This window comes from Niveispirillum sp. GW835-FHT14G11 (genome assembly GCF_058793615.1).
On record NZ_JBXAFZ010000010.1, the window covers coordinates 204,635 to 228,599 of the forward strand.

Annotated in this window: 23 protein-coding genes; 3 read left to right on the plus strand and 20 right to left on the minus strand. The window is 65.4% G+C overall.

Annotation, left to right across the window (positions count from 1 at the left end; all coding sequences use genetic code 11):
* Position 1: 1 nt before the first annotated feature.
* From AC1Q7F_RS19405 to AC1Q7F_RS19415, 3 genes are read right to left on the minus strand one after another with little or no spacing between them, the layout of a single operon-like run.
* Positions 2-1,126: an ABC transporter permease gene (locus AC1Q7F_RS19405; protein ID WP_492509871.1), complete on the minus strand. Its 1,125-nt coding sequence runs from the start codon at positions 1,124-1,126 to the stop codon at positions 2-4.
* On the minus strand, positions 1,123-2,706 hold the full coding sequence (locus AC1Q7F_RS19410) for an ABC transporter ATP-binding protein (RefSeq protein ID WP_492509873.1): 1,584 nt from the start codon (positions 2,704-2,706) through the stop codon (positions 1,123-1,125). Before AC1Q7F_RS19410 ends, AC1Q7F_RS19405 begins: the two co-directional genes overlap by 4 nt.
* Before the next feature lie 36 nt (positions 2,707-2,742).
* Positions 2,743-3,750 carry a BMP family lipoprotein gene (locus tag AC1Q7F_RS19415; protein WP_492509875.1) on the minus strand — a complete coding sequence of 336 codons (1,008 nt, stop codon included), beginning with the start codon at positions 3,748-3,750 and terminating at the stop codon, positions 2,743-2,745.
* A 273-nt stretch (positions 3,751-4,023) separates the two neighbouring features.
* Between AC1Q7F_RS19415 and AC1Q7F_RS19420 the strand changes: the two genes are divergently transcribed.
* Together AC1Q7F_RS19420 and AC1Q7F_RS19425 are read left to right on the plus strand one after the other, a co-directional pair.
* Positions 4,024-6,072, plus strand: a complete 2,049-nt coding sequence (locus AC1Q7F_RS19420) for a PhoX family protein (protein WP_492509877.1) — start codon at positions 4,024-4,026, stop codon at positions 6,070-6,072.
* 211 nt (positions 6,073-6,283) lie between these two features.
* The gene (locus AC1Q7F_RS19425) at positions 6,284-7,885 is read left to right on the plus strand and encodes an alkaline phosphatase D family protein (RefSeq protein ID WP_492509879.1); all 1,602 of its coding nucleotides are present in this window, start codon (positions 6,284-6,286) and stop codon (positions 7,883-7,885) included.
* Between the two features lie 91 nt (positions 7,886-7,976).
* Here the strand turns inward: AC1Q7F_RS19425 and AC1Q7F_RS19430 are convergent, their stop codons facing one another.
* From AC1Q7F_RS19430 to ccoN, 16 genes are all read right to left on the minus strand, one after another.
* The gene (locus tag AC1Q7F_RS19430; RefSeq protein ID WP_492509881.1) at positions 7,977-8,639 is read right to left on the minus strand and encodes a response regulator; all 663 of its coding nucleotides are present in this window, start codon (positions 8,637-8,639) and stop codon (positions 7,977-7,979) included.
* A gap of 173 nt (positions 8,640-8,812) precedes the next feature.
* Positions 8,813-10,525, minus strand: coding sequence for an MFS transporter (locus tag AC1Q7F_RS19435; protein ID WP_492509883.1), 1,713 nt, complete (start codon positions 10,523-10,525; stop codon positions 8,813-8,815).
* 231 nt (positions 10,526-10,756) lie between these two features.
* Complete coding sequence (locus tag AC1Q7F_RS19440) at positions 10,757-11,263, minus strand: GAF domain-containing protein (protein WP_492509885.1); 507 nt, start codon at positions 11,261-11,263, stop codon at positions 10,757-10,759.
* Positions 11,264-11,358: 95 nt separating this feature from the next.
* Positions 11,359-12,183, minus strand: coding sequence for a ParB/RepB/Spo0J family partition protein (locus AC1Q7F_RS19445; protein WP_492509887.1), 825 nt, complete (start codon positions 12,181-12,183; stop codon positions 11,359-11,361).
* A 76-nt stretch (positions 12,184-12,259) separates the two neighbouring features.
* On the minus strand, positions 12,260-12,856 hold the full coding sequence (locus tag AC1Q7F_RS19450; RefSeq protein WP_492509888.1) for a helix-turn-helix domain-containing protein: 597 nt from the start codon (positions 12,854-12,856) through the stop codon (positions 12,260-12,262).
* Between the two features lie 213 nt (positions 12,857-13,069).
* Positions 13,070-13,249 (minus strand): hypothetical protein, encoded by a 180-nt coding sequence (locus AC1Q7F_RS19455; protein WP_492509890.1) that lies wholly within the window; start codon positions 13,247-13,249, stop codon positions 13,070-13,072.
* Positions 13,246-13,440, minus strand: a complete 195-nt coding sequence (ccoS, locus tag AC1Q7F_RS19460; protein WP_492509892.1) for a cbb3-type cytochrome oxidase assembly protein CcoS — start codon at positions 13,438-13,440, stop codon at positions 13,246-13,248. The genes AC1Q7F_RS19455 and ccoS overlap by 4 nt, the downstream gene beginning before the upstream one ends.
* Positions 13,437-15,812, minus strand: coding sequence for a heavy metal translocating P-type ATPase (locus AC1Q7F_RS19465; RefSeq protein WP_492509894.1), 2,376 nt, complete (start codon positions 15,810-15,812; stop codon positions 13,437-13,439). Before AC1Q7F_RS19465 ends, ccoS begins: the two co-directional genes overlap by 4 nt.
* Complete coding sequence (locus AC1Q7F_RS19470) at positions 15,809-16,288, minus strand: FixH family protein (protein WP_492509896.1); 480 nt, start codon at positions 16,286-16,288, stop codon at positions 15,809-15,811. Before AC1Q7F_RS19470 ends, AC1Q7F_RS19465 begins: the two co-directional genes overlap by 4 nt.
* Before the next feature lie 3 nt (positions 16,289-16,291).
* Positions 16,292-17,836 carry a cytochrome c oxidase accessory protein CcoG gene (ccoG, locus tag AC1Q7F_RS19475; RefSeq protein ID WP_492509898.1) on the minus strand — a complete coding sequence of 515 codons (1,545 nt, stop codon included), beginning with the start codon at positions 17,834-17,836 and terminating at the stop codon, positions 16,292-16,294.
* Between the two features lie 146 nt (positions 17,837-17,982).
* Positions 17,983-18,234: a toxin-antitoxin system HicB family antitoxin gene (locus AC1Q7F_RS19480; protein WP_492509900.1), complete on the minus strand. Its 252-nt coding sequence runs from the start codon at positions 18,232-18,234 to the stop codon at positions 17,983-17,985.
* Positions 18,231-18,668 carry a putative toxin-antitoxin system toxin component, PIN family gene (locus tag AC1Q7F_RS19485; RefSeq protein WP_492509902.1) on the minus strand — a complete coding sequence of 146 codons (438 nt, stop codon included), beginning with the start codon at positions 18,666-18,668 and terminating at the stop codon, positions 18,231-18,233. The genes AC1Q7F_RS19480 and AC1Q7F_RS19485 overlap by 4 nt, the downstream gene beginning before the upstream one ends.
* A gap of 92 nt (positions 18,669-18,760) precedes the next feature.
* Entirely contained in the window at positions 18,761-19,630 is an 870-nt protein-coding gene (gene ccoP / locus AC1Q7F_RS19490; protein ID WP_492509904.1) for a cytochrome-c oxidase, cbb3-type subunit III, read from the minus strand.
* Positions 19,631-19,634: 4 nt separating this feature from the next.
* Positions 19,635-19,805 (minus strand): cbb3-type cytochrome oxidase subunit 3, encoded by a 171-nt coding sequence (locus AC1Q7F_RS19495; RefSeq protein ID WP_492509906.1) that lies wholly within the window; start codon positions 19,803-19,805, stop codon positions 19,635-19,637.
* A 13-nt stretch (positions 19,806-19,818) separates the two neighbouring features.
* Positions 19,819-20,547 carry a cytochrome-c oxidase, cbb3-type subunit II gene (gene ccoO, locus AC1Q7F_RS19500; protein ID WP_492509908.1) on the minus strand — a complete coding sequence of 243 codons (729 nt, stop codon included), beginning with the start codon at positions 20,545-20,547 and terminating at the stop codon, positions 19,819-19,821.
* 13 nt (positions 20,548-20,560) lie between these two features.
* Positions 20,561-22,042, minus strand: coding sequence for a cytochrome-c oxidase, cbb3-type subunit I (gene ccoN, locus AC1Q7F_RS19505; protein WP_492509910.1), 1,482 nt, complete (start codon positions 22,040-22,042; stop codon positions 20,561-20,563).
* Positions 22,043-22,385: 343 nt separating this feature from the next.
* Here ccoN and AC1Q7F_RS19510 point away from each other — a divergent pair, with 343 nt between their 5' ends.
* Positions 22,386-23,186 carry a DUF2189 domain-containing protein gene (locus AC1Q7F_RS19510; RefSeq protein WP_492509912.1) on the plus strand — a complete coding sequence of 267 codons (801 nt, stop codon included), beginning with the start codon at positions 22,386-22,388 and terminating at the stop codon, positions 23,184-23,186.
* Between the two features lie 15 nt (positions 23,187-23,201).
* Here AC1Q7F_RS19510 and AC1Q7F_RS19515 read toward each other — a convergent pair whose 3' ends face one another.
* A complete protein-coding gene (locus tag AC1Q7F_RS19515) occupies positions 23,202-23,945 on the minus strand; it encodes a polysaccharide deacetylase family protein (RefSeq protein ID WP_492509914.1) in 744 nt (247 codons plus the stop codon).
* Between the last annotated feature and the right edge of the window lie 20 nt (positions 23,946-23,965).

Below are 23,965 nucleotides of genomic sequence, written 5' to 3' on the forward strand. Positions count from 1 at the left end.
CTCAGGCCCCCGCCGGCTTGGCTGCCGCTGTCGGGCGGCGGGTGAACAGGCGCACCAGCGCCGGGCGGAACATATGTTCCAAGGCACCGGCGAACAGGATCACCACGCCCTGGATCACCACCACCAGCTCCCGGCTGATATTGGGATAATCGAACACCAGCTCGGTGCCGCCCTGATACAGCGCGCCGAACAGGATGGCGGCGGGGATGATGCCGGCCGGATGGTTGCGGCCCATCAGCGCCACGGCGATGCCGGTGAAGCCCAGCCCGGCCGGGAAATTCAACATCAACCGGTGCTGCACCCCGTGCAGCTCGTTCACGCCCAGCAGACCGGCCAAGGCACCCGACAGGGCCATGGTGACGACGATGATCCTCTTCGGGTCGATGCCGGCATAAAGGGCGGCATTCTCGTTCGCCCCCGTGGCACGCAGCGCGAAGCCCCAGCGCGTGTGCCAGATGAAGGCCCAGACGGCCGCACAGGCCAGCAGCGCCAGGAACAGGGAGAAGTTCAAGGGCGAGCTATCCATCTCCACCCCGATGGCGGCCATCATGTCGGCCATCATCGGCAGGAACATCGACGCGCTGAACGCCTCGCTCTCCGGCGACATCTGGCCCGGCTTGATCAGCACATTGACCATCAAATAGACCATCAGCGACGACGCGATGAAATTGAACATGATGGTGGTGATGACGATGTGGCTGCCGCGATAGGCCTGCAGCCAGCCCGGAATCGCCGCCCACAGCGCCCCGAACGCCGCCCCGCCCAGCACCGACAGCGGCAGGGCCGCCCACCAGGGCCAGCCGGGCAGGGCCAGGCAGACCAGCCCAACGCCCAGCCCGCCAATATAGGCCTGGCCCTCGCCGCCGATATTGAACAGCCCGCCATGGAAGGCGATGGCCACGGCCAGGGCCGTGAAGATCAGGCTGGTGGCGTAATAAAGCGTATAGCCGATGCCCTCCCCCGTGCCGACGGCACCGCGCAGCATGGTGCCCAGCGCCCCGACCGGGTCCTCGCCGATGGCCAGGATGACCAGGGCGGAGACCAGCAGCGCCAGGGCGACATTGATCACCGGCAGCAGCAGGCCCGTCACCCACCAGGGAAGATTGTCGGAACCGCCCGCACTCATGCCGACACCCCTTCAGCAACAACTTCCGTGGCGGGTGCGTCCTTGATGCCCGCCATCATCGTGCCGATCCGGCCTTCGGTTGCCTCTTCCGCCGACAGCTCGCCCACGATTTCCCCGTCGCACATCACCAGGATGCGGTCGGACAGGGCCAGGATCTCGTCCAGCTCGGCCGAGACCAGCAGGATGGCCCGGCCCCGGTCGCGCAGGCCAACCAGCTGGCGGTGGATGAAGGCGATGGCGCCGATATCCACGCCGCGAGTCGGCTGGCCCACCAGCAATATATCGGGCTCGCGCTCCATCTCCCGCGCCATCACCAGCTTCTGCTGGTTGCCGCCGGAGAACAGGGAGGTGCGCAGATGCGGGTCGGCCGGGCGCACATCAAACCGTTCCATCAACGAAACGGTCTTGGCAATCGCTCGCTTCCAATCCAGTCGCCAGCCCCTGGACAGCGCCTTGTCCTGGTGATAGCCCAGGATGGCGCTCTCATGCGCCGGGAATTCCTTGATCACGGCCAGCTTCAACCGGTCTTCCGGCACATGCGCCAGACCGCGCCGACGCGCCTCGGCCGCGTCATATTTGGCCGACGGGCCGATCTCCCCGCCCTTCAGCGTGATCATTCCGCTTTCGAAACGGGACATGCCGGACAGCACTTCCAGTAATTCCGACTGGCCGTTGCCGGCCACGCCGGCGATACCCACGATCTCGCCGGCCCGCACGCTCAGGCAGGCATCCTTCAAGGTGGTGACCCCGCGCCCGTCGACCACGTTCACATGCTGCGCCGACAGCAGCACCGCACCCGGACTGGCCGGCGCCTTATCCACTAAAAGCGAGGTCTTGCGGCCCACCATGGCATCGGCCAGGGCCTGACGGTCGGTGTCGGCGGTGACGAATTCCGCCACCACCTGCCCCCGGCGCAGCACCGACACGCGGTCGGTGATGGCCATGATCTCTTTCAGCTTGTGGGTGATCAGCAGGACGGTGCGGCCCTGCTGGCGCAGCCGTTCCAGGATGCGGAACAGCTGCTCCACCTCCGGCGGCGACAGCACGGCCGTCGGCTCGTCCAGAATCAGCACCTCCGCCCCGCGATACAGCGCCTTCAGGATCTCCACCCGCTGCTGCACGCCCACGGGCAGGTCGCAGACCAGGGCGTCCAGCGGCACTTCCAGGCCGAACTGCCGCTCCAGTTCCCGCACTTCTGCCCTGGCCCGCTCCATGGCCGGGCCCAGCACGGGCCCGCCCTCATGACCCAGCAGCAGATTCTCCAGCACCGTGAAGGTCTCCACCAGCATGAAATGCTGGTGGACCATGCCGATGCCCAGCTTGATCGCATCCTGCGGCGTGCGGATGGCGACCTGTTTGCCGCGCACCAGGATGTCGCCCGCATCGGCCTCGTAGAAGCCGTACAGGATGCTCATCAGGGTCGACTTGCCGGCCCCGTTCTCGCCCACCAGCCCATGGATGCTGGCCGGCGCGAAACGCAGCGTCACGTCGCGATTGGCATGGACGGGGCCGAATCGCTTGTCGATGCCGACAAGCTCGACCGCCCAGGCGGGGGAAACAATGTTATGGGCGGCCGACATGGTACCTGCTCAAACGCGGAGATCGGAACAAGGCGATCAGTATTTGCAGCCCTTGGCGTCGTCATAATTGGCGACGACACGGGTGCCGGCCTTGATCTCCGCCGTGGCCTTGTCCACAGCCGCCTGCATGGCGGGCGTGATCAGCGCCTTGTTATTGTCGTCGAAGGCCCAGCCCACGCCGTCCTCCTTCAGGCCCAGGCGGCGATGGCCGGCCTTCCAGGTGCCGTCCTGCGCGGTCTTGAACGCCTCATAGGCGGCGACATCCACGCGCTTGACCATGCTGGTCAGGACCTTGCCGGGGAACAGGTGGTTCTGGTTGCTGTCCACACCGATGGACAGCTTGCCGGCATCCGATGCCGCCTGCAGCACGCCCATGCCGGTCTGGCCGGCGGCGGCGAAGATCACGTCGGCCCCGCGGTCGAACTGGCTCTTGGCCAGCTCGCTGCCCCGGGTGGGGTCGGCCCAGGCGGCAGGCGTGCTGCCGGCCATGTTGGCGACGACATTCGCCTTGGCATTGGTGGCCTTCACGCCCTGCTCATAGCCACAGGCGAAGCGGCGGATCAGCGGGATGTCCATGCCGCCGACAAAGCCGACGGTGCCGGTCTTGCTGGCCAGCGCCGCCAGCACACCGACCAGATAGGAACCCTCATGCTCGGCAAACTCGATCGACTGCACATTGGGCAGGTCGACATTGCCGTCGATCAGGGTGAAACGGACATTCGGGAACTCCTTGGCCACCTTCTCCACCGACGGCGCCATGGAGAAACCGACGGAGACGATGATGTCGGCATTGCGGCTGGCCAGCCGGCGCAGGAACTGCTCGCGCTGCGCCTCGTTCGTCACCTCGAACCAGCGGAAATTGACGCCGGTATCCTTCTTGAACTTCTCCGCCCCGTTATTGGCGCCTTCATTGAAGGACTTGTCGAAGCGGCCCCCCATGTCGAAGACGATGGCGGGTTCGAATCCCAAGGCCGGGGCAAAGGTCGCGGCGGTGGACATGAACAGGGCAAGGGCCGCACAGGCGGCACGACGGGTAAACTTCATCGGCTCCGTTCCGAACAGCGGGCCCGTGGCGGCCCCCCTGCTTCAGGGCACCACCGGGAAAGGGTCCCAGCAATCATACCAGCCTGTGAAGCTAGCCAGTTCGCAGGCGCACGGCAAGGTGACAAAGCCCCCTTCCCTTGCCTGCGATGCGGAATCTGTCGGCTGTGTCACATCGCCGCCGTGCCGGTATGGCTTGCAGCTGTCAAATAACTGTAGCATCCGGAGCGTATGAACCGGACAAGTCCCATCACCATTGCACTGGAGCCCCCGCCCATGGCCGACAATCGATTCCTGACCCAAGAAGAGTTCGAGGCCATCCAGGACACGGGCTCCTCGCCGGAAACCGAGCCGACTTTCGGCGAAGTGGTGCAGCAGCGGCTGGGAAGGCGCGACATCCTGCGCGGCATGCTGGGTACCAGCGCCATCGCCGCCTTCGCCCCCGCCATCCCGGCCCCGTTCCTGACGGGGGAGGCCCACGCCCAGGCCGCCGGCGGCCAGACCGGATTCGGCTTCAAGTTCGAGGAACTGGCCCGGGGCGTCGATGCCAAGCACCATGTGGCGCCCGGCTATGACGCCGACGTGCTGATCCGCTGGGGTGACCCTTTGTTCGCCGACAGCCCGGAATTCGACCCGTTGAAGCAGACGGCCGAGGCCCAGCTGAAGCAGTTCGGCTACAATAACGACTTCACCGCCTTCTACCCGCTGCCCCAGGGATCGAAGAATGCCGACCACGGCCTGCTGTGGGTGAACCATGAATATACGCAAGCCGAGATGATGTTCCCGGGCCTGGTGCCCGAGGGCCAGGACCGGTACCCACCCGAAGCCGTCACCAAGGAGATGGTGGATATCGAGATGGCGGCCCATAGCGGCACCATCGTGGAGGTCAAGCGCGGCGCCAATGGCAAATGGGCCTATGTAAAGGGCGGCAAATTCAACCGTCGCATCAACGCCCTGAACACCAGGATGGCCGTGACCGGTCCCGCCGCCGGTCATGCGCGGATGAAGACCAAGGATGATCCTGAAGGCCGCACAATCATCGGCATGCTGAACAATTGCGCCGGTGGCGTCACCCCCTGGGGCACGGTCCTGTCGGGGGAGGAGAATATCGACGGCTATTTCATGGGCACGATCGACCAGTCCCATCCCGAACAGCGCAATTACGACCGCATGACGGTGCCGTCGCCCTGGTACCAGTGGGGCCGGTTCCATGAAAGGTTCCATATCAACAAGGAGATCTATGCCGCGAATCGCTATGGCTGGATCGTGGAGATCGACCCCTATGACCCGACCAGCACGCCGCGCAAGCTGACGGCGCTGGGCCGGTTCAAGCATGAAGGTGCTGGCGTCACCCTGAACAAGGATGGCCGCGCCGTCGTCTATATGGGCGACGACCAGCGGTTCGAGCATGTGTACCGCTTCATCTCCAAGGGCACGTACAACCCGGCCGACCGCAAGGCCAACATGAAGCTGCTGGACGAGGGTACCTTGTCCGTGGCGCGGTTCGATGCCGATGGCACGGTCAGCTGGCTGCCGCTGGTCCATGGCCAGGGGCCGCTGACGGCGGCCAACGGTTTCAAGGACCAGGGCGACGTCGTCATCTCCGCCCGCATCGCCGCCACCCTGCTGGGAGCGACGCGCATGGACCGGCCGGAGGATATCGAGGTCAATCCCAAGACCGGCCTGGTCTATGTCATGCTGACCAACAATGACGACCGGCTGCCCGACCTGCCCCATCATGCATCCCAGTCCAAGCCAAACGCAGCCAATCCGCGCCCGGCCAACAGTTGGGGCCATATCGTGGAGATGCACCCGCCCGGCGGCGACCATGCTGCACCTAAGTTCAAATGGGAAATCCTGGTCAAGGCCGGCAACCCGGCCGATCCCAAGACCGGCGCCAGCTTCAACAAGGCGACGACGGAGAATGGCTGGTTCTCCTGCCCCGACAATTGCGCCTTCGACAGCACGGGCCGCCTGTGGGTGGGCACCGACCAGGGGGCCAAATGGCAATGGACGTCCGGTTCGTCGGACGGCATCTGGGCGGTAGAGACCGAAGGGCCGATGCGCGGTACCGCACGGCTGTTCTTCCGCGTGCCGGTGGGGGCGGAACTGACCGGCCCCAGCTTCACGCCCGACGACCAGAGCCTGTTCATCTCCGTCCAGCATCCGGGATCGGATGCGGTGGATCAGTTCACCAAGTCCCACAACAAGCAGGGCACCTTCGCCGATCCCGGCACCCGCTGGCCCGACTTCAAGGACAATATGCCGGCCCGCCCGTCGGTGGTGGCCATCACCAAGAAGGGCGGGGGCGTGATCGGGGTGTAAGCGGGCTGGCGGCGGTGGCGGGCGTGCCACCGCCCTGCCCCCCTCCTCGTCATGTTGCAACGCATCGGACACTTGCAAATCCGCCCCGACCTCTGTCACAAGCAGAAGTGACGAAACCGGCCGGCCGGCTCGTCCCCCTTTGCACATGCGCTGTCTGACCGGCCCGCCGTGGCGGCGGCCTGGACGGGGTGTTTTCCATGGGTCGTCCTTGATGAAATCCGTCCTGCCGTCCACGCTTGCCTTGTCCCGCCGCCAATTGCTGCGCGGGGCCGGCGCCCTGGCGGTGACGGCATTGGCGATCCCGGTGGCCCCCCGTTTGGCCTTCGGCGCCGTCAATTTCATCGATTATCCGTTCCAGTTGGGCGTGGCCTCGGGCGAGCCCTGGCCGGATGGTTTCGTGATCTGGACGCGGCTGGCGCCCCGGCCGCTGGACCCCTTCTATGGCATGTCCAGCGACATCATCCCCGTCGATTGGGAAGTGGCGGAGGACCGGCAGTTCCGCAAGGTGGCGGCCAAGGGCACCGCCCTGGCCCACCCCGAACTGGGCCATGCCGTGCATGTGGAGGTGGCGGGGCTGCTGCCGGCCCGGCCCTACTGGTACCGGTTCCGCTGCGGCGACCATCGGTCGTTGCAGGGCCGTGCCGTGACCGCACCCGCCGCCGGTGGGCCCGTGCAGAAGGTGCGCTTTGCCGTCGCCGGCTGCCAGAATTACGACCAGGGGCTGTTCACCGCCTTCGACCATCTGTCGCGGGAGGAGGTGGATTTCGTCTATCATTACGGCGACTACATCTATGAAGGCGTGTCGCGGCCGTTCTTCTTCAGCCGGCATCTGGACGACACCGTGCCCACGCCGCGCCGGGCCGACCTGCCCGACCCCGTGTCGCTGGACGACTATCGCCGTCGCTATGCCAAGTACAAGCTGGATACCGACCTGCAAAAGGCCCATGCGGCCGCCCCCTGGATCGCCGTCTGGGACGATCATGAGATCGTGGATAACTGGGCCAGCGACTTCAACTGGGACGGCACGCCACCGGACATCTTTCGCCTGCGCCGGGCCGCCGCCGCCCAGGCCTATTACGAGCATCTGCCGTTCCGCCGCACCTCCCTGCCCGACGGCGCGCGCATGCAGCTGTACCGGAAATTCGCTTTCGGCGACCTGATCGACATGCATGTGCTGGACACCCGCCAGTATCGCAGCGACCAACCCTGCCGCGACGGCTTCCGCCCCGCCTGCCCCGATATCGACAATCCCGCCCTGACCGTGCTGGGCGAGGCGCAGGAGAAATGGCTGTTCGACGGTCTGGCGGGTGGCAAGGCCCGCTTCAACCTGCTGGCCCAGCAGGTGATGCTGATGCCGTGCGACCGGGAGCCGGGCGAGGCCAATATCCGCAACCTGGATACCTGGGACCCGTACCGCGTGGCGAGGGCCCGCCTGCTGCGCCAGATCGAGGGCAACAATATCCGCAACGCCGTGGTCCTGACCGGCGACGAGCATCAGAACATCATCGGCAACGTCATCTATGACGACAAGGACCCGGCCAGCAAGGTCGTGGCCAGCGAGTTCGTCATCACCTCCATCTCGTCCGGTGGCGATGGCGGGCTGGAACGGCCGGCGGCCAAGGGCATGCTGGCGGAGAACCCGCATATCAAGATGATCAACGACCAGCGTGGTTACGGCCTGTGCGAGGTCACACCTAAGCAGCTGACCATGGACCTGAAAGTGCTGGACCAGGTGACGACGCCCGGCGGCAAACTGTCCTCGCGCGCCAAGTTCGCGGTCGATCCGAACAAGCCGGGGGTGCAGAAGGGGTAGGAGGCGAGGTAGCTCGCAGACCTCTATATTGCCGCCTTCCCGGTGAAGGCCGGGAAGGCGGGAGAGAAGATTCTATCTCAACCCGACACCCTCAGGACGCCTCCGCCTGCGCCTCCACCGGCGACAAGGCCAGTTTGCTGGCCACGATGGCGGCCTGGGTGCGGCTGACCACGCCCAGGCGGCGCAGGATCACCGTGACATGGGCCTTCACCGTGGTTTCCACCACGCCCATCTCATAGGCGATCTGCTTGTTCAGCTTGCCCTCGGCGATGCCGGCCAGCACGCGCAGCTGCTGGGGCGTCAATCCTGCCACGCGGGCCGCCATGTCGGCGTCGGGCGCCGGCGCCGCGCCGGCCCCGGTGCCCGCCCGCGGCAACCAGACAGCCCCGTCCAGCACGGCGCGGATGGCCTCGCCGATATGGGTGATGGGGGCCGATTTCGGCACGAAGCCGGCCGCCCCATATTCCATGGCGCGGTGGATGGTGGCCGCATCCTCCGATGCCGATACCACGATGATGGGAATGGTCGGGTGTTCGTTGCGCAGCAGCGCCAGGCCGATCAGCCCGTTCATCCCCGGCATGTGCAGGTCCAGCAGGATCGCATCGATCCCCGCCTCGCGCTTCAGCGCCGCCTCCACCTCCGAAAAGCAGGAGGCCTCCATCGTGGACAGGTCGGGCACATTGCCCGTCACCGATTGGCACAGGGCAGCCCGCATCAATGGATGATCGTCGGCCACCAGAACCCGGATCGCCATTCCCTTTGCCCCTCCCCAAACCGTTGTCCCCGTGGCTGTGCCGCCACTGTCATTATGAAGGATTGAATGCGCATCCGGACCAAGGACGCAAGCGCGCATTTGCTGAAAAAGAATATGGCGGGTGGTTTTGCACCACCCGCCAAGTTGCTTAGGGGGAAATCGACAGAACCGGATCAGTCGTCGGCGTAGATATCCACGTCCTTGGTTTCCTTCACGAACAGCAGGCCGATGACCAGCGTACCGGCCGCGATGATGATCGGGTACCAGAGACCGGAATAGATGTCGCCGGTGGCCGCCACGATGGCCAGGCTGGTGGTCGGCAGGAACCCGCCGAACCAGCCATTGCCGATATGGTAGGGAAGCGACATCGAGGTGTAGCGGATGCGGGTGGGGAACAATTCCACCAGCATGGCGGCGATGGGGCCGTACACCATGGTCACATAGATGACCAGGATGGTCAGCAGCAGCACGACCATGGGCTTGTTCATCGCCGCATTGTCGGCCTTGGCCGGGAACCCGGCGGCGACCAGCGCGTCGCCCACCGCCTTGGTGAAGGCGGCACCGGCGGCCTTGGTATCAACCGGGGCGGCGGCCGGGCTATGGCCCAGGTTCACCTCGGTCTTGGTGGCCATGCCGCTGCCATCATAGCTGTCGATGACGGTGTCGCCGACCTTGATCTGGGCGATGGTGCCGGCGGGGGCCGCCTCGTTGGTGTAAGGAACGCCCTTGGCCACCAGGGCCGACTTGGCGATGTCGCAGCTCGACGTGAACTTGGCCGTCGCCGTCGGGTTGAACTGGAACGAGCATTCGTTCGGGTCGGCGATCACCACCACCGGGGAGGTGGCGACCGCCGTTTCCAGGGCCGGGTTGGCGAAGTGGGTGATGCCCTTGAACAGCGGGAAATAGGTGACGATGGCCAGCGCCAGGCCCGCCATGATGATCGGCTTGCGGCCGATCTTGTCCGACAGGCTGCCGAAGAAGATGAAGAACGGCGTGCCGATGGCCAGCGCGATGGCGATCAGGATGTTCGCCGTGAAGGCATCGACCTTGAGGATCGAGGTCAGGAAGAACAGGGCGTAGAACTGGCCCGTGTACCAGACCACGGCCTGACCGGCGACCAGGCCCAGCAGCGCCAGGATGACGATCTTCAGGTTCTTCCAGTTGCCGAAGGCTTCGGTCAGTGGCGCCTTGGAATGCTTGCCTTCCGACTTCATCTTCACGAAAGCCGGGCTTTCATTCAGCATCAAGCGGATCCAGACCGAGATGCCCAGCAGCAGGATCGAGATCAGGAACGGAATGCGCCAGCCCCAGCTCTCGAAATCCTCGACCGACATGTTGGAGCGGCAGGCCAGGATGATCAGCAGCGACAGGAACAGGCCCAGCGTCGCCGTGGTCTGGATCCAGGCCGTGTAGTTGCCGCGACGGCCATGGGGCGCGTGCTCGGCCACATAGGTTGCCGCACCGCCATATTCACCGCCCAGCGCCAGGCCCTGCAGCAGGCGCAGGATGATCAGGATGATCGGCGCCGCGATGCCGATGGAGGCATAGTTGGGCAGGATACCGACGATGAAGGTCGATGCGCCCATGATCAGGATGGTCACCAGGAAGGTGTATTTGCGGCCGATCATGTCGCCCAGGCGACCGAACACCAGCGCACCGAACGGACGCACGAAGAAGCCGGCGGCAAAGGCCAGCAGGGCGAAGATCAGACCCGCGGTGGGGTTCACACCGGAGAAGAACTGCTTGGCGATGACGGCCGCGAGCGAGCCGTACAGGTAGAAGTCGTACCATTCGAACACGGTGCCCAGCGAAGAGGCGAAGATCACCTTCTTCTCTTCCTTGGTCATCGGGGCCGGGGTCGCCCCGCCCACTGCCACATTAGCCATGTGCCCTCCCTTTATTCGCACGTCGCGTCAGACGGAACCGGCCCTGGCGTTTGTTATGCGCCGCCACGCCGGGCGGCTTATTGGGCGTCCGGGTCGGTCCTGAGGCTTGCACGATGGGACAGGCGGAAGGTTAACACAGCCCCGACCTTGGTCGCTTCGACCTTGGTCCAGAGACTTGAAACCATTATGTAATTTGTGCGCCGCAACATCGACGCCCGTTAATATTTGTTATCAAACGCGCTTGCGCATCTCGCGGTGCAGGTCAAAGGCCACACCCAGCAGGATGGCCATCTGCTCCAGATAGGCGGCGTCCTCGTCCGACCATCGCCGCAGACGCCCACCCTGTTCACAGCACAGCACGGCCACCGCCCGCCCATCGGTGCTGACCACATGGTCGAGCAGGGAGCGCACGTCGCGGTGGAGCAGATAATTGGCAAGGCAGGCGGTGTCCGGATGGGTGGCCGCCTCATCGGCCATCACCCGGCTGTCGCGGCGCAGCGCCTGGAAATAGGCGGCCGAATCCGCCTCCCGCAGCCGGGAACCGCGCAGCAGGCGGGCATCGCGGGCATCGTACAGTGCTGCGCATTCGATAGCGGACCTGTCATCGTCGAAGAACCAGACGCTGCCGCTGCTGACGCCCAAATCCTCTACGATGTCCCGGCAGGCCGCCTCGAAGACCGGGGGCAGATCGTCTGCCCGTCCGCGAAACACCGCCAGGGCCGCCCGAACATGCCGCATGCACGCCCCCGTCCCGTCGCCCCCGCAGTTCCCCCGCGGCGAAACGATTATTCCCCGGCGCGTCATCGGCCGCAACCTTATATCGCACCGCAATATCAGCCCATCAGGGCACTGATCCGGCGGGACAAAGCCGCCAGATGCGCGCGCTGGCCGTCGGTAAGGCCGGATGGCCCCACCTTCAACTGCTCCAGCGCCGTGACAGTTCGATCGACCTGACGCAGTGCAACGGTCACCTTGTCGTTGGACAGGCCCGCGATAGCCGGATTGGCGGGGGCATCGCCCGCCTTTTCGGCGCGAATCGCGCGCACGGTCAGCGATCCCTGGCAGGCACGCTCCCAAAGCGCCATCTGGCGCTCCGGCTCATCGACGGTGGCCAGTTCCACCAGCATGGACCGCGATACCAGCCGCTCATGCTGCGGAAAGCCCTTCAGGATGTCGGGATGCAGGGTCAGCAGGCGCAAGGTGGAGCTGATCTGGCCCTGGGTGCGGCCGATGGCCCGTCCCAACGCATCCTGGGTATAATGATGCTTGTCCATCAGGCGCTGCAGCGCGGCGGCCTCCTCCAGCGCGTTCAGATCCTGGCGCTGGAGATTCTCGATCAGGGCGATCTCATCCACATCGCCGGTCGTCACCAGGGCCGGCAGCCAGCCCCAGCCCAACCGGCGGGCGGCCCGCCAGCGCCGCTCCCCCGACACGATCTCAAACAATCCGTCGCCATCCCCGGCGGGGCGCACCAGCAGCGGATGCAGCACGCCGACCCGCGCCATGCTGGCCGCCAGCTCGTCCAGCGCATCCAGGTCGAAATGCCGGCGCGGCTGGTCGGGTCGGGGGCGCAGCCGGTCCAGTTCCAGGGCAAGCACCTGGGGCGCCTGGAATTCGGCATCGTCCGGATCGGCGGGAAAGGAAGTAGTCGGCAGCATGGGAGGACCACGGCAGAATCGCAGCAATGGCCTTAAATCAATCATCCGGCCCCGTCAACGCAAGCGGGACAACGCCTCAAGCCACCATGCTGTCGAGCGGCGTGAAAGTGGGCACGGTGGGCAGCGACAGATAAGCCGACGGTGTCACCGTGCGGCGTTCATACAGGCAGACCGGCGTGCCGTCCGGCAGGCGCATCGGCACCCAGCGGGTCAGCGCATGGCGCACCGTCATGCCGCCCTGCACATATTGCAGCCAGATCTGCCGCATGGTGGCCATCACCATCTCGCCACCAAAAAAATCGCCATGGCTGTTCAGCATGGCGTCGGTTTCCGCCGTCAGTTCCACCTGCTGATAGGTGCGCGGCTGGAAAAACACCTCTCGGCCCAGCGGCTGTTCGGCGATCAGCGCACTGCTCAATTCCAGGATGCGGCTGGGCTTGCCCACCTGCGGGGGACGGTCGGCGCGGAAAAGATAGCGCGACGCCTTGCTGTCGCGAACCAGGGCGGCCAGTTCCGCAGCGCCCACCGGCTGTCCCAGCAGGTCACGCACCAGACGCTGGACGGCTGGGTCGGGCAGATCGGCACCATTCTCCCAGCTGCGCAGCGCACTGGGCGAAACCTTCAGCTGGGCCGCCATCTGGGCAAGCGTCCAGAAGCGTGTGCCGCGCGCCATGCGCAGCATATCCGGCCAACAGATCCTATCGCCCCCAACCACCTGCCCGTTCATGCGCCCCAACATGCCGTCGCTGATTGCTTTTGTTTCTTTACACTGATTCCAGACGTGGCATGAAGCGCGAAATGGGTAAGGTAAATAAAAAATAAATATCCAGCTGAATCAATGCGCAGAAAGCCGGGGTGGCGGCAGGCGCCACCCCGGCCCTGGCCTTCAGGTGCCTTTGGAAAGGTGCGGATAATCCTGGGCAATCAACCAGAAATTCAGCGCCACACCGAAAAGACAGAATAGCAGCCCGCCCAGGAACATGCCCGGGTCCTTTGCACCCGCCGCCAGGAACAGGCCCACAAAGCCCAACAGAACGCCCAGCAGGCGCAGAACGACATTATTCACGCTTCATCTCCTTGAGGATTGGATGGTGTCCGGGTTGGCGGCGGCAGGGGCCGCCCGTCATCGAACAGGACGCGGGCACCGGCCCCGTCCAGGTCTTCGAACTGTCCGCTGCGCACGGACCACAGGAAGGCCAGAAGACCCACCAGGCCCATGCCCAGCGCAATGGGGATCAGGAACAGCAGGCTGGTCATCGCACCCCCCCCTTGCCCGCCCGCGACAGGCGCAGCGCATTGCCCAGCACCACCAGGGACGAACTGGACATGGCCAGGGCCGCGATCAGCGGTGTGGCATGGCCCAGCATGGCAATGGGTACGGCGCAAAGATTATAGACGAGCGAAAAGCCCAGATTCTGGAGGACCAGCCGGTCGGCCTTTCGCGAAACCGCCAGCAATTCGGCCAGCGGCGCCAGCCGTTCCCCCTGGAACACGGCATCGGCCGCCGTCTGGGCGACGTCCACGGCGCTGCCGGGTGAGGCGGAAACATCGGCTGCCGACAAGGCGGCGGCATCGTTCAGCCCATCGCCCACCATCAGCACGCAACGCCCCTGTGCCTTCATCTCGGCCAGCGCCGCCGCCTTGCCGGCCGGATCGACACCGGCCCGCCAATCCTGGATGCCCAGCCGGTTGGCCATGGCGGCCACCACCGGTTCCCGGTCGCCGGAGATCAGGGCCAGGCGATAGCCCTTGTCGCGCAGCCCCGCCACCACCTGCGCCGCGTCGGCGCGCGGTGCGTCGGCGAAGGTGAAGCGGCGCGGCTGCCGCCCCGGCCGGGACAGCCACAGTTCCGGCCCCTCGATCAGGCTGCGGGGCAGGCTGACCGGCCCCACGAAGCCGCGCCGTCCCAGGCGCACCGTGCCGTCCGGCCCCTGCCATTCCAGGCCCGCCCCCGGCACCTCTCGCACGCCATCGGCCACGGGCCCCGGCCCGGCGGCCCGGGCGATGGCGCGCGACAAGGGGTGGCGGCTGGACCGGGCCAGCGTCGCGGCCAGTTCCAGGTCGGCCGGATCGCGTTCCGCATCGGGAAGCAGGTCGGGCCGGCCCAGGGTCAGCGTGCCGGTCTTGTCAAACACGATGGTGTCGACCTTGGCCAGCCGTTCCAGTGCGGTGGCCGATTTCAGCAGGATGCCGCCACGCAGCAGCCGGCCCGTGGCCACCACCTGCACCGCCGGTACGGCCAGCGCCAGGGCGCAGGGGCAGGTGATGATCAGCACGGCCACCGCGATGAACAGCGCCTGCTGCCAGGCGATGCCCACCCACAGCACCCAGACCAGGAAGGTGGTCAGGGCGGCCGTATGCACGACGGGGGTATAGGACCGTGCCACCCGGTCGGCCAGCGCCACATAGCGGGCACGCCCCTGTTCGGCCGCCTCCATCAGGCGCACGATCTCCGCCAGCAGCGTGCCCTCGCCCCGCGCCGTCACGGTCAGGCGCAGCGGCGCCGTCAGGTTGACCATGCCGGCGAACAGCCGGTCGCCGGGCCGGGCCGGCTGCGGATGGCTCTCGCCGGTCACCAGGGATGTGTCGATATCCGACACGCCATCGGCCACGGCACCATCGACGCCAATCCGTTCCCCCGCCGCCACCAGCACCATGGCGCCCACCGGCACCTGGGCCGGGGCCATGGGCACGGCCAGCCCGGCCTCGTTCAGCATCATCACCGGTGCCCGACCCAGCGCCAGCAGATGTTCGGCCGCACTGCGCGCCCGACCCCGCGCGCGGGCATCCAGGAACCGCCCGATCAGCAGGAAGAACAGCAGCATGACGGCGCCGTCGAAATAGGCGTGCGGCCCGTGCCGCGCCGTCTCCCACAGGCTGACACTGGTGGCCAGCGTCACACCCAGGGAGATGGGCACATCCATATTGGTGCGCCCCGCCCGCAGCGCCGTCAGCGCGGAGCGGAAGAAGGGACGGGCGCAATAGGCGACGATGGGCACGGCGATCAGGGCCGACAGCCAATGCATCAGGGTGCGCGTCGCCTCCCCCATGCTGCCGGCATGGCCGGACCAGACGGAGACGGACAGCAGCATGATGTTCATCATGCCGAAACCCGCCACGGCCATGGCGCGCACCAGCTCGCGCTCCGACTTTTTCTGCTGATCGTCGGCCTGTTCGGTACCGGCCACGGCGGGGCGATAGCCCAGGCGGCGGACGATGCCGGCCAGCCGTTCGGCCATCCCCGCCTCACCGGTCCAGGACACCGACAGGCGCCGCGTCGTCAGGTTCACCCGCGCCGCAATCACCCCCGCCTCCCGGCGCAGCGCGCTCTCGATCAGCCAGACACAGGCCCCACAGGTCACCCCATCCACCACCAGGCGCAGGCAATGCGCCCCGTCGGCGCCCGTCTCGATGGCCGACGACAGGTCCAGGGCGACGGCATCCTCCCCCGCGGGGGCCGGGGCATTGGCGTCGCGGCGGGCGTAATAGGCATCCAGCCCCAGATCATGGATCAGGGCATAGGCCCCGGCGCAGCCCGTGCAGCAGAAGCGCTCGCCCCCCGCCACGGGCTGGCCGCAATGCACGCAGCCCTCCGCCGGCGCGGGGGTGAACGCGACCATCCGGCTCATTTCGCCACCATGATCCGGTGGACCAGCAGATATTGGTCCTCGCCATGACGCAGGGCCGCCTTCACGTCCCACTGGCCGGGATGGGGGGCATTCAACTGCGCCACATAGCGGCCATCACCCCTATTGGTGAAGGCAAGCGGCAGCGGCGCCTCGTTGCTGACGGGCCGTTCCAGCTTGCCCGTGATGCCGGTGCCGTTCAGCGGCTGCCCGTCGCGGTCCTGCAGGCGCAGCACCAGTTGGCTCCCCTCCACATTGACCGACACGCGCCAGCCCAGCGCGTCCTGCCCCTTCTGGGCGGCCAGCACCTCATTGTAATGCACGCCGCGCTCATAGGGCTTGTCCACCGCCAGGCCGGAGAAGGATGACAGGGCATAGGTCACCATCACGGCATTGACGGCGATGACGAGCAGCATGGCGCCGACGAAGACCCAGGGTATCCAGGCGCTCTTGCGCGGTTGATCGATGGTCATGGCCATGGCTCAATCCCTGTCGTGATGGTGGCGGACATGGGGACCGACGAACACCGCGTCATAGGCGTCGCCCTCCCCGCGCACCGGGTTGGTCAGCACGAACTCGATCTCCACCCGCTCATCGCGCGTTCGATCGGGCGGGGCCGTTACGAACACGCGGAAGGTGGCGACCTTGTCGGGCTTGGCGTGCAGGATAACCGATTGGCCATCCCCCGCCTCCCCCACATCCTGCACCAGAAGCTGGGCATGGGGCAGGCCCTTCAGCGCCAGCAGGAAATCCACATCCTCCCGGCGCTTGTTCAGCACCTTCAACGTATAGCCGTTGCGCACACCGCCATCGGAAAGCGTCACGAACAGGGGTGCCCGGTCACGCTGGACATTCACTTCCACGGTCGTGCGCATCATCAACGCGGCCAGCATCACAGCAGAAACCAGCGCCAGCATCGCTGCATAGATGATGGTGCGCGGCCGCACGATCTTCCATTTGGCGCGGCCCCCCTTGGCGCGCGCCTGCTGCCGCGCCTCGGTGTCGAAAGTGATCAGCTCGCGCGGGCGGCCGACCTTGTCCATGATCTGGTTGCAACTGTCGATGCACAGGCCGCAGCCGATACATTCCAGCTGCAACCCGTCGCGGATATCGATGCCGGTGGGGCAGACGGCCACGCATTGCCCGCAATCAATACAGTCGCCGCGCCCCTCCCAGCTGGTGCCCGCCTTGTGCGGCCCGCGCTTTTCCCCGCGCCAGCCCTCATAGGTCACCACCATCGACTGATCGTCCAGCATGGCGGCCTGGAACCGCGGCCAGGGGCACATATAGGTACAGACCTGTTCGCGCGCCCAGCCGGCCAGGACATAGGTGGTGGTGGTGAACAGACCCACGAAGAAATACTGGACCAGCGTCGCCTGACCGGTGAAGAACTGCACCACGAAGGTCGGCGCGTCGTTGAAATACAGCGCCCAGGCACCGCCGGTCGCCAGCGCGATCAGCAGCCAGGACGCATGTTTGGCCGTGCGCTTCAGCACCTTCTCGGCGCTCAGCGGCGCCTTGTCCAGGCGCATGCGGGCACCGCGATCCCCCTCGATCCAGCGTTCGACCAGCATGAACAGGTCGGTCCAAACCGTCTGCGGACAGGCATAGCCACACCACAGCCGCCCGAACAGGGCCGTGACCAGAAACAGGGCCAAGGCACCCAGCACCAGCAGCCCGGTGATGAAATAGACCTCCTGCGGCCAGATCTCGATCCCGAACAGATAGGCGCGCGGCGCCCCCATATCGATCAGCAAAGCCTGTGACGGTGCATCCGGCCCCCGGTCCCAGCGGACCCAGGGGGCGAGGTAATACAGCGTCAGGCAGAAGATCAGCACCGCCCATTTGATGGTGCGGTACTTGCCCGTCACCGATTTGGGCTGCACCTTGACGCGCGCCGCATAGAGTGAGGGCGCCGGCACATCGGCCGCCTTGGGTGCGGCCGCAGGCTTGCGCCCGCCCTCAAACGCCGCCTGCGCCGCATCGGCCGCAGCCGCCTTCTCCAGCAATGTCTCCGGCCCGGCCATCGGGGCACCCCTTGGAAACGGTCATGAACAGTTCGGTGGCCAACCCACCCTGACCGTACCCTAGGCCTGTGCGCCGCGGCGCGCGTTGCGATAAATCAAATGACGGGGGAATGATTGGGATGGGGATGATTGGTCGCAGGCCCCCTCTACTCCACACGGTCCCCATCCGCCGGCGGCTGACCGCCCTCCCGGCTCATGATCCGGTCGAACGCATCGAAATCCGCGCGCCCACGCCGTTCGGCAAAGAAATCCGCCGTGTTCATAGCGGATAGTTTCTCCGCAGCTGCCGTCGCGATGAATTGATTGATGCTGATACCGTCTTCACGGGCGCGCCTCTCCACCTCTGCCTTGATCGAGGAGGGAAGCCGAAGCGGGAATGTGCTCTGTTTCGTCTTCATTGCCTTATCCTCCTCAAGACCGCCGCCGGCCCCATGATTTCCACACCGAACCGGGCAGGAACGGCGCCGAAATCCCGTTCATTGAAGGTCGATATGATGCTGGCGCGACCATTAACGGCGACCTCAAGCACCATTTCGTCCCCGGGGTCGCGCAACTGTGGCCGCCAGTGGAAATAGGTGCGCACAGGTTCTGCCATCGCCAAGACCGCGTCGACAAAAATCATGGCATCACGGATACCAAGGCCGGCAGCTTCAACATGCATGGGCGCTGTACAGATCGCCTCATACTCCAAGGCCAACGCAACCGAACAAAGCATATGCACCCGTCCCTCGCGGACAGAACGGAGCAGATGCGCCGATGCTCCCGTTGGTGAGCGCATGGCCGCGACCACCACATTGGTATCCAGTACACATCGCATTCCAGACGATAACATCACCTGTGATGTCGCGCACTCCAAAACAAAACACCCCGCCGGTCTCTCTCCGGCGGGGTGCAAGTCAGGTGGGGGCAAAGGGGCTGGGCGGGTTACTGCCCGCCACCAAGGGCGTGAACATACGTGGCCAGCACCTTCACCGTGGCCGGGTCCAGGCGTTCGATCCAGGCCGGCATGTTGCCGCGCCTTGCATAGGTGATGGTCTCGATCACCGTCTTGCGGTCGCCACCATAGAGCCAGATGCCGTCCGACAGGCGGGGGCCGCCCATATCTTGGACACCTTCGCCCTTCTCACCGTGACAGGCCGCACAATTCTCGGCAAAGACCACGGCCCCGCGTTCGACGGCGTCGGCCTTGCCCGCATTGCCCGACAGCGACAGGACATAATCGGCCACGTCACCGATCTGTTCCTTGGTCAGCAACGCGTCGGCACCGAAGCGCGGCATGTCGGAGATGCGGCTGTTCTCGTTATTGTTGCGCACACCATAGGTGATGGTCTGGAGGATCTGGTCCGGCTTGCCGCCCCAGATCCAGTCATCATCGGCCAGCACGGGGAAGCCCACCGCCCCGGCGCCGCCGGCACCGTGACAGCCTGCGCAATTATCGGCGAAGGCCACGCGGCCCGCCGCCTGGACATAGCCCATCAGGGCCGGGTCCTTGCGGATGCTCTCGATATCCAGGGCCACGATCTTTTCACGGATATCGGCCTGGCCCGCCTTCTGCGCCGCCAGCGTCTCCGCCACTTCCGCGCGTTGCGAATAGCCGGCGGTGCCACCGAAATGGCTGGACAGGGTGGGCCAGGACGGGAACATGACCGTATAGATCACGCCCCAGACGATGCAGGCATAGAAGGTGTAGAGCCACCATTTCGGCAGCGGCGTGTTCAGTTCCTTGATGCCGTCCCACTCATGGCCCGTCGTATCCGTGCCCGTGGCGGCGTCCTTTTCGATCTTGGTCGGCATGGGATCACCTGTTGTTGCGGGCGGCCGGCCCGGCATCGTCGTTCAGCGGGATCATGGCATCGGCCTCGAACCGGCGGCGCGCGCCGGGTCGGAAGGCCCAGAACACGATGCCCAGGAACAGCACCAGGAACCAGACCAGCCAGAGCTGCTTCAGCAGGGGGAGGAGTTCATGCATGGTTGTGCCCTCCTCACTGCTTCAGGTCTTCGGGATTGATCTTGGTGAAATCGACCAGCGTGCCCAGCATCTGGAGATAGGCGACCAGCGCGTCCATCTCCGTCACCTGTTCCGGCTTGCCGTCGAAATCGCCCAGATGCGCCTTGGGATAGCGGGCCAGCAGGTCGGCACTGTCCGCGTCCGGCAGGGCACCGGCCTGCAGCTTCAGGTCCTTGCCGGCATTGGCGATGTCATCTTCCGAATAGGGCACACCCACCATGCGCAGCGTCTTCAGATGATCGGCCGCATCATCGAACTTCAGCGGACGGTTCAGGAAGGCATAGGTGGGCATGATCGATTCCGGCACCAGGGCACGCGGATTGTTCAGATGCGCCACATGCCAGTCGTTGGAATATTTGCCACCGACACGGGCCAGGTCGGGACCCGTGCGCTTGGAGCCCCACTGGAACGGGTGGTCGAACATGCTCTCGGCGGCCAGGGAGTAATGGCCGTAACGCTCGACCTCGTCCTTGAAGGTGCGGATCTGCTGGCTGTGGCAGGTGTAGCAGCCTTCGCGGACATAGATGTTGCGGCCGGCCAGTTCCAGCGGGCTGTAGGGACGCATGCCCTCCACCCGCTCGATGGTGGTTTCCACCGTGAACAGCGGCACAATCTGCACCAGACCACCGATAGAGACGGTGATCAGGGTCAGGACGGCCATCAGGATGACGTTCTTTTCGATGATCGCGTGGGAGAACTTCATGGTTCCGTCCCCCTTATTCGGCTGCCACAGCGGCACCCTGCGGCACCGGCTCCAGGGCCGGGCTGCTGGTAACCGTGCGGATCAGGTTGATGACCATCAGGATGGCGCCGGTCAGGAACAACAGACCGCCGATGCCACGAATGACGTAGTAGGGATGCATGGCCTGCACCGTTTCCACGAAGGAATATTGCAGGAACCCGTACTCGTCATAGGCGCGCCACATCAGACCCTGCATAATGCCGCTGACCCACATGGCGGTGATGTAGAAGACGATGCCCAGCGTCGCCGTCCAGAAGTGCCATTCCACCAGCCTGGTCGAATAAAGCCGCTGCTTCTTCCACAGGACCGGCACCAGATAATAGATCATGCCGAAGCAGATGAAGGCGACCCAGCCCAGGGCACCGGAATGCACATGGCCGATGGTCCAGTCGGTATAGTGCGACAGGCCATTGACCGCCTTCACCGACATGACCGGGCCTTCGAACGTGCTCATGCCATAGAAGCCGACGGCGGTGACGGAGAAGCGCAAGGACGGATCGGTGCGCAGCTTGTCCCAGGCGCCCGACAGGGTCATGATCCCGTTGATCATGCCGCCCCAGCTGGGCATCCACAGCACGACCGAGAACACCATGCCCAGCGTCTGCGTCCAGTCGGGCAGTGCGGTATAGTGCAGATGGTGCGGACCGGCCCAGATATAGAGGAAGATCAGCGCCCAGAAATGGATGATCGACAGGCGGTAGCTGTAGATGGGCCGCTGCGCAGCCTTGGGGATGAAGTAATACATCATGCCCAGGAAGCCGGCGGTCAGGAAGAAGCCGACAGCGTTATGCCCGTACCACCACTGGATCATCGCGTCCTGCACGCCGGCCCAGGCCACATAGGACTTGGTGCCTGTCAGGCTGACCGGCAGCGACGCATTATTGACGATATGCAGCATCGCGATGGTGATGATGAAGGCCAGATAGAACCAGTTGGCCACATAGATATGCGGCTCGCGGCGCTTGATGATGGTGCCGACGAACACGACCAGATAGACGACCCAGACCAGGGTCAGCCACAGATCGACATACCATTCCGGCTCGGCATATTCCTTGCCCTGGGTGATGCCCAGCAGATAGCCGGTGGCGGCCATGACAATGAACAGCTGGTATCCGAAGAAAATGAACCAGCCCCATTCGCGCCCGCCGAACAGCGGCGCGCGGCAGGTGCGCTGCACAACATACAGCGACGACCCGATCAGGGCGGAACCACCGAAGGCGAAGATCGCAGCGGAGGTGTGCAGCGGCCGCAGCCGCCCGAAGGTCGTCCATTCCAACCCTAAGTTCAGGTCGGGGAAGGCCAGCTGGAAAGCGATATAGACACCCGCGGCAAATGCCGCGATGCCCCAGAACATGGCGGCCACGACGAAGGCGCGGACAACGTCCTCGTGATACGCCTCGACGGGAGCGGCCTTGGCCACGCCCCCATACGCCCCGTCGGCGATTGCTACACCCATGACAAACCCCCGGTGTCGGCGGAAACTTTGGATAAGGACCGGGCCCATGCCCGATCCCCGACCCTGCCTTCATGGGCCATGCCGGGGGCATGCGCATTGACATGCATCAAGGCGCCGATGGTTCGGGGGGGAAACATCCGGTGGGTGGAAGATCAAGGGGGTGGGGGCGTGCGGTTCTCCCCTCCCACTCCCTTCGTCATCCCGGCGAAAAGCCGGGATGACGAAGAGATTTTCACACCCCAATATTCGCCAAAAGCATAGCCCCCCTTCCCCTGCTCCCGAAACCTGCCATACTCAACAAAAGCCGCGCAAAGCGACATTCGCCAAACTATTGGGGTAGGAAATGACAATCGACCATGAAGATGATGTCGGCCCCGTCCCTGTATTCAGCGGACCGGTCCCCCATATCCGTCACGTTCCCGTGGACCGGCCCTGGCACTGGCTGCAACTGGGCATGGCCGACCTGGGCGCCGCCTGGCGGGTCAGCCTGGCCTATGGCGCGCTGATCGCGGGGTTCAGCCTGGGGCTGGCCCTGCTGGTGGTGGGGTCGGGGCATGTCATGCTGATGCTGCCGCTGACATCGGGCTTCACGCTGGTGGCGCCGCTGATCGCCGTCGGGCTCTATGCCACCAGCCGCGACCTGGGCCAGGGCCGCGTGCCGGACCTGCGTCGGGCGCTGCAGGCCTGGCGGGTCAACCCGTTGCAGGTGGGGTTCCTGGGCGTGCTGCTGCTGCTGCTGCACCTGTTCTGGGTGCGGGTGGCGACCTTGATGTATGCCCTGTTCTTCGCCGACATGGCGCCGACCCTGGACGGGCTGACCGCCACCTTGTTCCAAAGCGGCGCCAGCCTGCCCTTCCTGATCGCCGGCACCTTGATCGGCGCTGGATTCGCGGCCGTGGCCTTTGCCGTCTCCGTCGTGTCCATCCCCATGCTGATGGACCGGCAGACCAATGCCTTCACGGCCATGGCCACCAGCATCATGGCCGTGCGCGTCAACCTGCCGGCCATGGCGCTGTGGGCCTTCATCATCGTCTTCCTGACGGCGATCGGCATCGCCACGATGTTCGTGGGCCTGATCGTCACCCTGCCACTGATCGGCCATGCCAGTTGGCACGCGTATAAGGAGCTGGTGGTGGAGGGATGAGGGGCGAAGGCCCCCTCAATCCGCCCAATGCAGATGCACCAGCCGGTACCCCTTTTCCTTCAGCAGGCGCAGCAGCTTGGGTGCGGCCTCGGCCGTGGGGGCGTTGGCGTCGTGCAGCAGAATGATGCCCCCACCCTTCTCCGCCAGCTTCTTGTCCAGCCGTTCCACCAGCATGTCTGTGGTGTCGGCCGGCTGCCAGTCGGTGATGTCCAGGTCGATGGAGAAGACATCCACCCCCTGCTGCTTCAGGGTGGATAGCAGCGCCGGCGTCTCCTCCAGGAAGGGGAAGCGCCAGGCCGGCGCCGGTCGCCCGAACAGCCTGATATAGGCCGCCTGCGTGCGCGCCAGATCGGCCAGCTGCGCCGCCTCGGTCAGGGTCTGCAGATGCGGGTGGCTATAGCTGTGAATGCCGGCCGAATGGCCCTCGGCCACCGCGCGGCGGGCCAGATCGCCATTCAGGTCCAGGTTGGCGCCGGTCATGAAGAAAGTGGCAGAGGCGCATTCCGCCTTCAGCGCATCCAGCACCCTCTCCGTCAACCCCCGCGCCGGCCCGTCATCGAAGGTCAGCACTACCTCGCCCTTCTCCAGGCCCGGCAGCGGCGCATGCTGCACCGTGCCAAAGGTGCCGCCCGTACCCCGCTTCAGGGTGAGGGTGCGGCTGGTGCCCAAGGCGTCCGGCCCGCAATCGGCGGCCAGAGCGGGGGCGGCAGTCAGGATGGACAGGGATAGAAGGGGGACGAGCAGAGGGCAGCGCTTCACAGGTGATCCTCCCGGTTTGC